The sequence below is a fragment of the Flavobacterium aquidurense genome, from assembly GCF_002217195.1.
GTDB lineage: Bacteria > Bacteroidota > Bacteroidia > Flavobacteriales > Flavobacteriaceae > Flavobacterium > Flavobacterium frigidimaris.
The window spans coordinates 60,328-73,345 of sequence record NZ_MUGR01000001.1 but is presented as its reverse complement, the minus strand read 5'-3'; the positions used below and the strand labels follow the sequence as shown (position 1 = coordinate 73,345).

Here is a 13,018-nt window from a genome sequence, read left to right as displayed (position 1 = left end):
TAACGTTAATTTTTCATTTTATTTCTCGGCAGATTAATCTCATGTTCCTGTGGATAAGGTTTACGATGCGTCATACTTACATCTTCACGAATCTGCTCATGCACTTTATATTGTCTGTCATTGGTATTTGAATATCTGGGGTCAGCAATAAAGGGCATTTTTGCCATTTTGGTTACAGTAATAGTAGGGAAGTGATAATCTATCTCAACATTCCCTAATAATAAATAACAGCCTCCTCCCTGAAATGGATATTTCGCAAGACTGTCTGTAAAATGTACAGTATCGAAAAATTCTCCATCGGCATCAATCCAAGTTCCGAAATACATAGCCCCCATCTTTGTAGGGACGTGCTTGCGTGAGATGAGATAGGCGAGCATACGGACAGTTTTCTTATGATACATCAATAAATCCTTTGCCATTACATCACCTCTGAATTTTGTCTGCAATAAATCAAAAGGGGAGCAGGATACAGGAAAACTTAAGAGCTCTATTTCATCGAAGGCATCTTCAAAAGGGGAGCGCTCCAGAACCGGAAGCTCAAATTTCTTTATAGGCTCCTGAAGCAGCATTAAATTTCTGTTTTCGGGTTTAAAATTGACCATTATCAGCCTTGCTGTTATCAACAACTGGTTTTTTGTTTTTCCTGTAAAGCGCAGTGCACCAATAAAAATTAAAATCTGGAGTCCTTCAATACCGACAGGAACACGGTTTATAAAATCTTCTAATGAAAGGTAATCCCCATTTTTTTCTCTTTCCTGCTGAATGAAAACGGCAATTTTGGCTTCAAGCCCCTGAAGATGCATAAAACCCAGATAGATATGACTGCCGTAAAGTGTGGTTTCATACTCACTCTTATTTACGCAAGGATTATGAATTATTGCTCCAGACATCTTTGCTTCATGGACATAAACCTCGGTACGGTAAAAACCACCCTGATTATTTATTACTGCAGTCATAAATTCTACGGGATAATGCACTTTGAGGTAAAGGCTCTGATAGCTTTCTACAGCGTAAGATGCAGAGTGTGCCTTGCAGAATGAGTATCCGGCAAAAGACTCAATCTGGCGGTATATTTCCTCGCTGAGTTTCAAAGGATGTCCTTGACGCTGGCAGCATTCAAAGAAATTATCTTTGACTTTCTGAAGCGCAGCTTTGGAGCGTCCTTTTCCAGACATAGCACGGCGCAGTATATCGCCGTCAGCCGCGGGAAGACCTCCGTAATGAAGTGCAATTTTGATAACATCCTCCTGATAGACCATAATGCCATAGGTTTCTCCCAATTGCTCTTCAAAAACAGAATGGAAATATTCGAAACGCGACGGATTATTATGACGGAAAATATATTCTTTCATCATACCGGACTGGGCAACACCAGGACGTATGATTGACGATGCAGCTACAAGGGTTTTGTAATTGTCACATTTAAGTCTTCTAAGCAGCCCTCTCATTGCAGGACTTTCGATGTAAAAACATCCTATAGTTCTTCCGATACCTAAAAAATCATTGCAGCTCTTTTCGTTTTTCGAAATGGATGTATCACGGATATTCAGACGGATACCTTTGTTTTTCTCTATAAGTTTTACCGTATCGTCAATATGCCCAATACCACGCTGGGATAGAATATCAAATTTCTCAAGTCCAATGTCCTCAGCGGTATGCATATCAAAAAGCACAATAGGAAAACCTTTGGGAGGCATTTCAAGAGGCGTATAATTGGTAATAGGTTCTTCAGATATCAATATCCCGCAGGAGTGCATGCTTCTCTGGTTGGGGTATTTTTCCAACAGCATACCATACTGCTGCACTTGTCGGACTACTTTATTTGTAGGGTGCAGATCCATAGGGTTTTTAGCGAGTGCATCCAGCTCTTCCTTCGGAAGACCGAAAACTTTGCCGACCTCTCTAAAGATTGACCGGTATTTGAATTCCACGTTTGTACCACAAAAGGCGACGTGATCAGAGCCATAACGTGAGAAAATATATTCCAGTATGGTATCACGTTCTTTCCATGACCAGTCAATGTCAAAATCAGGAGGGCTTTTGCGGTTAAGGTTCAGGAAACGCTCAAAATAAAGATCCAGTTCCAGAGGGCAGATGTCAGTAATCCCAAGGCAGTAAGCAATAATGCTGTTTGCACCGCTTCCTCTTCCGATATGCATAAATCCCTGAGAATTGCTGTAGCGGATAATATCCCAAGTAATTAAAAAATAATCACTGAATTTAAGCTGGTCAATTACAGTCAATTCTTTTTTCATTCTTGCTTCTGCTTTAATGTTATTTCTGCCGTAGCGCCATACAAGGCCCTGCTCAGCGAGAGTGTTAAGCAGCTTCATATCATCCTTTTTACTGCTGGTGTAATACTTTTTATTTTTGGGTGTTTTAAAATCAAACTCAAAATTGCACTGTTCTATAATTTTCTCTGTATTTGAGATGATCTGCGGGTAATTTTCATAATAAGAAGCTAAAGTATCAGAGGCAATCATTACCTCAGATTCCCGGCAGTGGTCATCAGGTGAGAGTCTTGAAAGAATTATATTGCGGTCAACTGCGCAAAGAATTCTGTGCAGATTATATTCTGTCCTGGTACGGAATGTGACCGGCTGGAGCACCACCATTTTACCAATCCTGTTTTTGAGGTCAGTCAAAATCAGTTTCTGCAATTCTTCAGGACGAATGCCAATATATTCATTTTCTTTTAAAACGTCTGGCAGATTTTCAGTAGTATAAATTATAAATACATCCTTAAATTCAGGTGCTGGAAAAGGAAGGGGTGTATTGTCAAAATTATGGCGGGTCAGAAAACGGTTCATTTCCGCCAGACCTGCTGCATTTTTAGCAAGTCCAACATAGCACAACGAAAATCCCCAACGGAATTCCATTCCTATCAAAGGTTTGATTCCTGCCTGCTGGCAGGATTTAATAAAATCATAAATTCCTGTAACAGTATTTACATCAGTAAGAGCCATAGCTTTAACACCGAAGGAAACTGCCTGCTCGACCAATTCTTCCAAAGGAATCGTGCCGTAACGCAAGGAGTGGAAGGAATGACAGTTAAGGTACATGACTTATGGTTTACGTTTTAAAATTTCATTTTTAGTATTGGGTTTGAAAGAAGCACCAGCGCACCGCATTACGGCATCAAAACCATAACGGCTTTTCATTCGGTCCATAGCCTGATATAAGGCCAGCATTTCTTCAGTATCGTGAAAGAGATCGATCTGATAAGTACCCCTTACAAGTCCGCTGAAACGCACTCCTATAAGGCGAAGACGCATACGACGCTGGTAGAGCTTATCGAAAAGTTCCTGAACGGTCTTGGTAAGGATATGATCGGCTGAGGTATATTGCACCCGGCACTGCTTTGTTTCAGTATCAAAATTGGCATATCTGATTTTAACCGTTACCGTTGAGGTAAGCCATTCTTCGGAGCGAAGCTGAAAAGCCAATTTTTCCACCATTCCCAAAAGTATCCTGTTGAGTTTAGGAATGTCAATTGTGTCCTGCGTAAAGGTATGCTCGGTTGAAATGGACTTTCTTTCTGTATAAGGTTCCACTGGATTGTTGTCGATGCCATTGGCTTTTTTCCAGAGTTCTATGCCATTTTTGCCGATCATCTGCTGAAGCACATCAGAAGGCATTTCTGAAAGCGTGCGGATGGTTCGGATTCCGATCCGCGAGAGCGTCTGAAAGGTTTGTTCCCCAACCATCGGAATTTTGCGGATGGAAAGCGGGTTTAAAAACTGCTGTACCAGATGCTCGGGAATCTCCAGGTTCTGTTTCTGTTTGCCTTCGCCCGTTCCGATTTTCGATACGGTCTTATTGACAGAAAGTGCAAAGGTGAGGGGCAGACCTGTTTGTGTGGTAATCCGCTTGGCAAGTTCATCAGTCCATTTGTAGCTGCCGTAGAACTTGTCCATACCGGTAATGTCGAGATAAAATTCATCGATGCTGGCTTTTTCCACCACCGGCGCTTTTTCCTGAATAATTTCGGTAATGTCATGGGACAGGCGGGAATACAGTTCCATGTCCCCTTTCATTATTTTGGCCTGCGGGCAAAGTTTCATTGCCATGTGGATGGGCATGGCGGACCGAACACCGAATTTTCTGGCCTCGTACGAACACGAAGCCACTACGCCTCTTTCCCCACCGCCGATGATCAGCGGTATCCCGTTAAGTTCGGAATTGGTGAGTCTTTCGCAGGATACGAAAAACGTGTTCATGTCGATATGTACAATTGCTCTGCTCATCATCTGTTCATTTTTATACAAATCAAAATTAGTAACAGATTGTATCAAATTTTTTTATTTTAATGTTATAAATAATAACAAAATTCTAAAATCCTTATTTTTCAGGGATTTGAAAAGAGTGCTTTTTTAAGCCGGAAATCGTTTATTCAGAATTTACGCATCGTCATTTTTTATGAAGTTATTTTTTAATACAATCCTTAAATAGAATTTAAATGCTGCTGTTTTGGAGTTATAAATCAGATAAATAAAAGACAGCCCCGCAGCAATAATGCGGGGCTGTCTTTTATTCGGTAGTCTCTTAATAAATAATTTTAAACAGCGGTTTCAGTTTCTGAAGATTCTTCACCTGAGATTTCTTCAAATGGGGTTTCCTCTATTTTTTCCACAGTAGCCTTCTGGGCGGATTTTTTCATGAGAATATAAAAATCCCTAAGGTGCCACCATGCCGGACATCGGTCCACCGGTCCGTTAAAGTTTCTGATAGTGCTGTAGCAGCTCTTTAGAAAAACCTGGGTATCGGTAATGTTGGCCCACGGTGTCAATTGGACTTCTTTCGGCGGAGGACTGGCCTCAAAATAACGTTTAATTTCTTCATGATTCATAGGGACCAAAATTAGACAAAAGCCGGACACTAGGCAAACTTTGGAGCTTTCAGGTTGGAATAGAAAAACATATAAATAAAGTATTCCTTGACTGTGAGAAAAATGAGTTAAATTTTGTACAATTGCCAATATTTATTTCTAAAAAGAAATCAGCATAATTAATTAATTTAATGAAAACAGTAATAAACACTGAAGAGAAAACTATCTTTTTTTCCTTCGAGGATTTTAAGGCAAAAATAGTAGAAGGAAATTGCTGTTTCATTTGTGGAGCAGAAGCGTCTTCAAAAGAGTTTAATGATGAACATATCATTCCCAACTGGGTATTGCATAGATTTGGACTGCACAAAAAAAGAATTACCCTTCCAAACGGCACTAAATTCAATTACGGGCAGTATAAAATACCCTGTTGTAAAGATTGCAATTCCAAGTTAGGGGAGACATTTGAAGTTCCAATAAGTGAACTACTTAAAAAAGATTTTGTAGATATACGAAAAGAGCTATCTGATGATCGGGAAAAGGCCGCCCTTTTATTCAATTGGCTTGCTTTGATTTTTTTTAAAACGCATTTGAAGGATAGAACGTTGGAAATGAATCGCGATAAAAGATTTAACGATGGTAAAATTGGGGACCATCACTACTGGGAGGATATGCACCATATCCATTGTCTAATTAGAAGCTTTTATACGGGAGCTGAAATTTCACCTGAAGTCTACGGTACAATGCTTATTTTTCCTATCGCAGATTTTGAGCATGATAATTTATTTGACTATATTGATACACCTTACGGTAAGGTTGCGATGATACGTATAGGCAGTTTCTGTATGATTATAGTAATAGACGACTGTCGCGGTTCTTTGAATGTGTGGAACGATCTCAGGAAATTAAAAGGCTCCCTTAATAGTTACCAGATTCGTGAAATTATCGCACATTTAAATGCTATAAATATTAATTTAAAAAACAGACCTGCTTTTAAATCTCTAATTAGAGATAATGGTGAAGGAAAATATACAATTTTTGCGCAGCTTCCGCCTTTATGGGAACTTAAAGAGGAGCAGACTGTTATTGAGGATCGATCATTTTTACTCCATCACTATATTTCAATTAAAGTAGAGCTTAACGACCATAATCTAAAAGTTCTGCAAGAGATAAAGATGGGGCATTATAGTTTTCTTTTTAACGAGAGGGGGGAATTTCTTTCCAATGAGTAATTCTTTTTCATATTTTTATGGATGGTTCAATGCGGGGAGGTGTCCAATAAAAGATTTTATTGTCGGCAAAGAAAGATATTGGATATTGCGGACTTGCCGTAGGGCTGCTGTTTTTAGCTGCCTGAAATATGCTTGACATTTTTTGATTAATAATCTTAAGACATGCCTCGTATATACCGTCAAGCTTATCTGGCATTATGCCGATTAAATCCTGTTTATAATCTGTCTGCAAATCTCCTACGGCATTATGATAAACGCTTTGCGTGAAAATATAGGCAAATTTAATAGTTTTTGTGTCTTTTGAAATTGTTTCTTGAACAATTTCTTTGAGCAGGCTATGATCGAGGCTAAAATAGCCGGTATTAAGTATAAATACGCCAGAAGAGTCTATCGATTTAATTTTTTGAAATTCTTTTATTTGTTTCGAGGCTTTGCTTATTACATTTTTTATTGAATTTGCAATTGTGCGCTTATATATTTTTTGGCATTCAGGGTCAAGGTTTGAAAAATTAATGTTTATAGAAAATCTGCTGTCAGTTTTGAAGATTTTCGCAATGCTTGTCCTCCTGTCATCATTAAACAGGCTTTCCTTTTGCAGGTCCTTTAGTTCAATTGCAATATTTCCAAGTATAAAATCAGGAGTCATAGATGTAGTTTCTGCAATTTTGCTTCCGCCAAAGTGCTCAATAATGTTTTCAAAATCGGACTCAGAAAATCGGGGAATATCATAGAAATACAGTTTTGAAAATCTGGGTTCTTCAAAACTTTGAAAAGAATATCCCTCATTATTGGCAATTAGGTATGCCTTCCATAAATCTCCGCCATTTTCTTCGCATCGGGATTCAATAAGAAGATCAATTATTATTTCAGAGCACACAACGAAGTTTCTGCTGGAAATGGTTTCATAAAGGTATGATTTTGAAAAATCGCATTCGCGCATCAAAAGGATGCATTTACTGTATGATTTGGCCACTGTAGAGAATCCTTCGAAAAAAATCCTTAAAATGCGCTTTGGGTTATTCATTTTTAAATACATTTCTGAATCTGTCAATAAACTTTTCTTTATCCATTTTATAGGAAATTATTCTTCTAGAAATTGGGGATAGCTGTTCCGTGATATTTTCATTCGCTCGATGCAGCAATTCAGCTTGGCTTTTAGCATTAATCACCTCCTTTGTGTAATTCATTTTGTCTAAATGCAAGTCCAGCATTTTCTTGAAATTTTCATCCTTTATCTGAAAATAGGGAAGCCAGAGAATTAAAGTGTCTATATCTAAAACAGTAAGACTTTTAATATTGAAAGTTTCATTCAGACCGCCGAGTCTGCTTGCGCACTGTTCCTTAAACCATTGATTAAGTCTGTAGTTAATTCCTAAAGTTTGGAAAATTCTATCGTGGACCAGTAAAATAGGGTATATGGTAAGTGCTTTTGCTGAATTTACAAAATCATCGAACCTAAATTTTTCGCTGCCAATCTCAGCAATTGTTGTGACGAGCTGGCCGATACCTACTTTCTTTGTGCCGTCAGCTAAAAATTTTGTCTTTAGGACAGCATTTATCTGTTCTATATTGGCCGATGCTTTTATGCCTTTCGCAATTAACACGTCCTTATTCTCGAAAATAAAAACTTCATTGTCTTGGCGAACATAATAATCAGGTTCTCCAGGAAGTTCTTTTTCTCTCTGCGGTTTTTTTATGAAATGTTCTTGTGAAAATATTTCATCCAAGATGTTTTTCATTAGAAAGCTTTCAGAAAATTCACTGTTAAAAAAGCTGAAGAAGTTGCCATGCGAAGCTTTTAAAGGTAGATCCTTTTCATACAATTCTTTAAGTTTGAATTTTGCGCTTTTGTAAAATTTATCCACTACGAAAAAGTAATGGACAATTGAGTAAAGATTATCACCGGCCTTATAGATCGGACTATTTTTTATGTGCGTGAAATCTTCATCCGGAGCGATATCGTCTGATACCATTGAGTCTAGAAATGCTTGCGCATCCTTATCTTCGACATTCCACAAATAGCTGTTGGTTCCTTTCAAACGCATCAATTGCCCGAAGAGAAATGTCATCTGATCAATAAATTCCGCTTCAGTTGAAACATTAAAAGATTTAATAAACCCTTCTTTTATGTTTGCATATTCGGGTTTGGAATTAAGAAAGGCGAAAAGACTCTCAACCTTATAAAAAGTGGCATAAAGCAAATGTAAAAATTCCAAATCGTCATTTTCAGTAATGGCCAAATCAGCAGAGGGAAAGGTAAAGATTATGCTGAAATCCACTATTTTTTCAAAGTTTTCATCATTTACATTATCCAACACCTGTTTTTTTATAACTTCTGTATTGATGCAGAGAAATGCTTTGAATAAATTTACTTCGTCGTCATCAGGGGAATCATTGGTATTGTCTTCAAGTAGCATTTGAGAATTGGATAAGACAATTTCTGCAAATTTTAAGGCACTTATTTTATTAAGGACATGAGGTTTTTTATTGATTCGGTTTATAAATATATAACTGTTGACTTTGATGGATATTTCCTTATGAATGCCAGGATTGCTGAAAAAATTATCATAATTTGGAAGAGGCTTTGTATTAAAGAAACCGATAGATTTAAGCAATGTCTCTTTCGAAATTTTTTTTAAATAATTGACAACTTGCTGAGGCTTTTCCTCAGGAAATACATCTTTGAATTCTAACAGCTGGTTAATATTTATCATTTTACCTTTTTTTTAATGGGTTCAATTAAATGGCTTAAGATGATTTGAATAAGGTATAGTTTGCTATTTTATGTTTTTCGACGAAAGCATAAATTTCTTTTCTTAACTGCGTTTCTGTCGTACTGCGCTTATGTTCCTTTTCAATCGTAAAATTTAAAGAAATCTGAAGTTCTGCATCTGCCGATTTTTTCGAGATGTAATCTGGAAATGCTATTATTAAACTGGCATTACCTTTGACGCCCCTGATATCAAAACTAAATTTTAGCGAGATTGATGCAACAATTAGTTTGTCATGGTAAAGATTGTTTTTCAGGAGAGGATTGTTTTGAAGCCCTCGACCATTAATCTTCAATGAATCAATTTCATCAACCAATGCTTTGATGTCTTTGTGGGACTCTTGGTCTTCGTCCAGATAAAGGTCAATATCAGTTATGGATAGAAACTTTAGATAGATGCAGAAATCTTTAGTAAAGGAATAAAAGAACTGAATTCTTTGCGCATTGGTAAAGTCTTTAAATTTGATTCGGATAAAATCCTCATCCGGTTTAATAAAACTTTCATTTTTCAGAAGTTTTTTTACCTCCCCAACTATTAGCTCATTTATAAGAATGGTTTCCTTAGATGTTGAGTTTTGCTCAACTGATAATTCAAGTGTTCCCCCTTTCGATTTTTTAACGAATACTTTTCCCGCATGTTCTGTTTTGTTGCTGGTCCAATTTTCCAGATAGTTATCTCGTTCAATCTTGTAGTCAAAAACAGCAGTATCATCTTCTAAATAAAAAGTTGGTGTTCCTAACAGCTTAAAATTGGGTTCATATTTATGCGCCTCTTTTATTTTGCTTCCTAAGTCTACAGAATTAGAAAATACCTTTGAAAGATCAACTTCGCTTGTACACTTAATTGTAGCAGTTCTGAATTTAATCGTATCTTCTTTTTTCTTCTGGGCCTCATGTAAATCTCGAAAGTCTGATGGGCTTATGAGGGTTTTCATTAATAGAGGAATAGAATTATTTTTCTCGATGTGTCCCAGAAAAACACCTTTATCTCTTAGTAAACTATTAATGTTTGATGTCGTTATGGTAGCGTTGACAAGCAATTGTCTTACGTGGTCTCCTTGCGGTAAAAAATCTTTTTCCATTTTTATTTATTTCTGAAATCAGATGGATATAAATTAACCAGCAGATTTTGATTAAAGTTGTATTTTGGGAATTTGAATAGCTCGCTTTCAATTATGCTTTTATGATGCAGTTCATTGTAATCAGGGAATGATAAGATAGTCCTCTTCGCCGAGGCCAAGTGATCAAAACTGTTTGCAAAAGAAAGCAGTTTGGAAAGATTATCACTGGAAAAACCGTCTTTACAGAAGATAATGAATTCCACATCAGATCCTTTTTCAATTCTTAAGGGGATAATATCGGAGAATACATATTGTATCGGCATGAAATCTCCGTAGCTCATTGAATTTAGCCCAATGACATTTAAACTGCTATTGTGATATACAAATTTTACATTTTCTACACCAAAAACTTCTTTTGCCCTATATATTGTCTGGTATAGAAAATTAATCCTGTCATTATCTATGACTATAATTTTGTCAAAGATTAGATCTGTATCAATCTGTACATTTGAAATTTTAGGAATAAGTTCATAGTCTTTGGGACTCTTGTCTGAAAGCCACACTAGAACGCCAGTGATTTCGGTTCTGGTCACTCCTCCAAATTTATAGTTTGTTTCTGCATATAATTTGGAATTTTTGAAGCATTCCAATGTAAAGGCTAAGTCCTCGAAATGTTCTTTAAATTTAGCTTTCGGGTTTTTGGGATATTCATCCGCAGTATATTTCGAAGAGATAGCCACAATATCTAATAATTTGTCTTCAAGCGGACTTTTTACGCTTATTAGGGCATCAATGCCATGAGTAGTTTTATCTCCTTTTGCTGTTTTGGATTTATGTTTTGTTCCTTTTATGCAGCCGATTGTCTCATTGGAACTTACCGAGTTATACCCAAGTATATCTTTGAAGAAAAAGTCCACTACCTTTTCACCTTTTTCGCCAACTGTTTTTGACCATTCTCCCATTCTTTTACGTGTTTTGTTTGCCTGCTAATTTAAGCCAATATTGTAATTTTTATGCACTGGAAATAGGTTTAAAGTGAGAAAGTTATTAACGTATTTGTAAACTTATACTTAGAAAACAATGTGGTTTTCCGTAAAGTAAATCCAGAAATTAATAAGCTGTTGGTTTTTAGGTGACTTAAGATTTCTTTTTCTTGATGATGAGGTGTCTTAGGTGAATGCTTTCTGAAATGCGGTCCATTTCAGATTCAGACAGTTCAGTAATGTCTTCTCTGATCTGTGTATAATTTCGATTGATGCGTACACCGTCAAGAATTCGTATTGGCTCAATTTCTTTGTAACTGTCTGTCTCTTTTTGCAGCGCATTATGATCATTTAAAATTTTACAGTGGAATGTTTTTAGTTCAATCTTGCAATCAGGATTATCAGCACACATACCTACAAATTCGCCTGAGCTAAGTGATGCTATTTTAGATGCCGGCACAGCGGATTCGAGCTGTCTGGAACGGCTGATAGAAGTATCAGAACTATTAATAGAAAGGCTTTCGCGATCCTGCATTATTTTCCCAAAACGTTCAGAAAGCTGTTTGGCGGTATCTCCGGTAACCTGTCCAGAAATAATATTTCCAGTGATGTTCATAATCACATCTGCCTGCTCACGGCCGTAATCTTTTTTCAGCTGGCTGAAGTCCTGTATGCCCAAAGTTGTACTTACTTTGTTGCTTCGTGCAGTAGCAATTAGACTGTCAATATTGTTGAGGTATACGGTTGGAAACTCATCAAAAATCAGGCTACTTTTTAATTTGTCTTTACGGTTTGCAAGCTTTATCAGCCGGCTGGTATAGAGCGAAAGTACAGCGCCATAGGTCTGGATTTTCTGTGGATTATTTCCCATGCAGACAATTTTTGGAGCGTCGGGATTATTAATGTCAAGTGTAAAATCATTTCCGGAAAGCACATAGTAAAGCTGGGGAGAAGAAAGCCTTGCCATTGAAATTTTAGCTGACGCAATTTGTCCCTCAAGCTGCTCAGAGGCATCGTTCAAAAATGCACTGACAAATGGATTGATAAGCACCTCAATTTCTTTTTCAGAACGCAGAAGGGTGAAGAGGATTTTATAATCCAGCTGCATAAGTTCAATCACATGGGGCAGGGTGCAGAATTCGCCATCGTTGAATTTTCTGAGATACCAGATTACTGCGGTAAGGAAATTAATTGGCGATTCAACAAAAAAATCACCCTGTTTTTTAATCCATTCGCGGTTAAGCCCTAGGAGAATTGTACGAGCAGATTCTGCCGCGTCGGTAATGTCTGTCATGGATGCAGGGTCGAGGGGATTGCACCTGTGTGTGCGGGTGAGATCATCAAAATTAATTACATAAAATTCAGGCATCACTTTGTATAAATGTCTATTTTTTAAATAGGCATTGTAAACGATTTTGGTCAGGTCATCAAACTTAAAATCATAGACAAACATACTAAACCCTTTTCCGATATGCTGGGTGATTATATGACGTATAACAAAATAAGATTTTCCGGATCCTGGTGATCCGCAGACCAGAACTCCCCTGAAAGGATTTATGATATTGATCCAGCTTTTTCGGATTTTATCACGAAGATAATACTGGGCTGGAAGATTAACGGAATACTCATTCTCAAGAAGTCTTTCCTCCTGTGGAAAGGTCTCATTTTCCTTGTTGAAAATATCACGTGAGTTTAAACTTCGCCTTATAATCCTTGTAAGTAAGGTGCCTGCAGTAATGATAAAAAGCAAGCCCAAAGATGTTGTTATCACGTAAAGCAGAAAAACAATTTTTATATTGTACTGGACCTGCAAAATAAACCAGCTCGCAAAATAGAAAAGTATTCCTGCAATGAGAAAAAGCAGAGCTGTTTTAAGTTTCAGTTTTTCGTCTTTTCTCCCTTTTGCCCCCAAAAGAGATATAAAAATAAATAGGAGCGCGAGCAGTTTTGATTTGTGAAAAAAACTGAATAATCCCGCTTTATAAATATTTTCAAGAATTTTGTCGCTGAATTGTGAAACAAGACCAATCTGCTTACAGACTTGATAGCCGTAATAATAAAAATGAATTCCTAAAAGTATGATGCTGATAAGGCGTGACATATCTAAAATTTTTCTCAGTGCCTGTTCATTTTCCCCTGTGTTCATA

9 protein-coding genes are annotated in these 13,018 nt (G+C 37.1%); 1 reads left to right on the top strand and 8 read right to left on the bottom strand.

Annotation, left to right across the window (positions count from 1 at the left end; genetic code table 11):
- Window positions 1–5: 5 nt before the first annotated feature.
- The 3 genes from B0A67_RS00320 to B0A67_RS00310 all read right to left on the bottom strand — a co-directional run bounded on the left by B0A67_RS00320 (window position 6) and on the right by B0A67_RS00310 (window position 4,849).
- Entirely contained in the window at window positions 6–3,062 is a 3,057-nt protein-coding gene (locus tag B0A67_RS00320; protein WP_072953486.1) for a DNA polymerase III subunit alpha, read from the bottom strand.
- Between the two features lie 3 nt (window positions 3,063–3,065).
- Window positions 3,066–4,247 (bottom strand): DNA polymerase IV, encoded by a 1,182-nt coding sequence (gene dinB / locus B0A67_RS00315; RefSeq protein ID WP_072953484.1) that lies wholly within the window; start codon window positions 4,245–4,247, stop codon window positions 3,066–3,068.
- A gap of 311 nt (window positions 4,248–4,558) precedes the next feature.
- Window positions 4,559–4,849, bottom strand: a complete 291-nt coding sequence (locus B0A67_RS00310; protein WP_072953482.1) for a DUF6965 family protein — start codon at window positions 4,847–4,849, stop codon at window positions 4,559–4,561.
- 170 nt (window positions 4,850–5,019) lie between these two features.
- Here B0A67_RS00310 and B0A67_RS00305 point away from each other — a divergent pair, with 170 nt between their 5' ends.
- Complete coding sequence (locus tag B0A67_RS00305; protein ID WP_072953480.1) at window positions 5,020–6,057, top strand: hypothetical protein; 1,038 nt, start codon at window positions 5,020–5,022, stop codon at window positions 6,055–6,057.
- A gap of 7 nt (window positions 6,058–6,064) precedes the next feature.
- Here B0A67_RS00305 and B0A67_RS00300 read toward each other — a convergent pair whose 3' ends face one another.
- From B0A67_RS00300 to mobC, 5 genes are all read right to left on the bottom strand, one after another.
- Window positions 6,065–7,081 (bottom strand): hypothetical protein, encoded by a 1,017-nt coding sequence (locus tag B0A67_RS00300; RefSeq protein WP_123887305.1) that lies wholly within the window; start codon window positions 7,079–7,081, stop codon window positions 6,065–6,067.
- Window positions 7,074–8,771, bottom strand: a complete 1,698-nt coding sequence (locus tag B0A67_RS00295) for a hypothetical protein (RefSeq protein ID WP_072953477.1) — start codon at window positions 8,769–8,771, stop codon at window positions 7,074–7,076. Before B0A67_RS00295 ends, B0A67_RS00300 begins: the two co-directional genes overlap by 8 nt.
- Before the next feature lie 34 nt (window positions 8,772–8,805).
- Complete coding sequence (gapS4b, locus tag B0A67_RS00290; RefSeq protein ID WP_072953475.1) at window positions 8,806–9,909, bottom strand: GapS4b family protein; 1,104 nt, start codon at window positions 9,907–9,909, stop codon at window positions 8,806–8,808.
- A 2-nt stretch (window positions 9,910–9,911) separates the two neighbouring features.
- A complete protein-coding gene (gapS4a, locus tag B0A67_RS00285) occupies window positions 9,912–10,850 on the bottom strand; it encodes a GapS4a family protein (RefSeq protein WP_072953473.1) in 939 nt (312 codons plus the stop codon).
- Between the two features lie 175 nt (window positions 10,851–11,025).
- Window positions 11,026–13,017, bottom strand: a complete 1,992-nt coding sequence (gene mobC / locus B0A67_RS00280) for a conjugal transfer protein MobC (RefSeq protein ID WP_072953471.1) — start codon at window positions 13,015–13,017, stop codon at window positions 11,026–11,028.
- Window position 13,018: the final 1 nt, after the last annotated feature.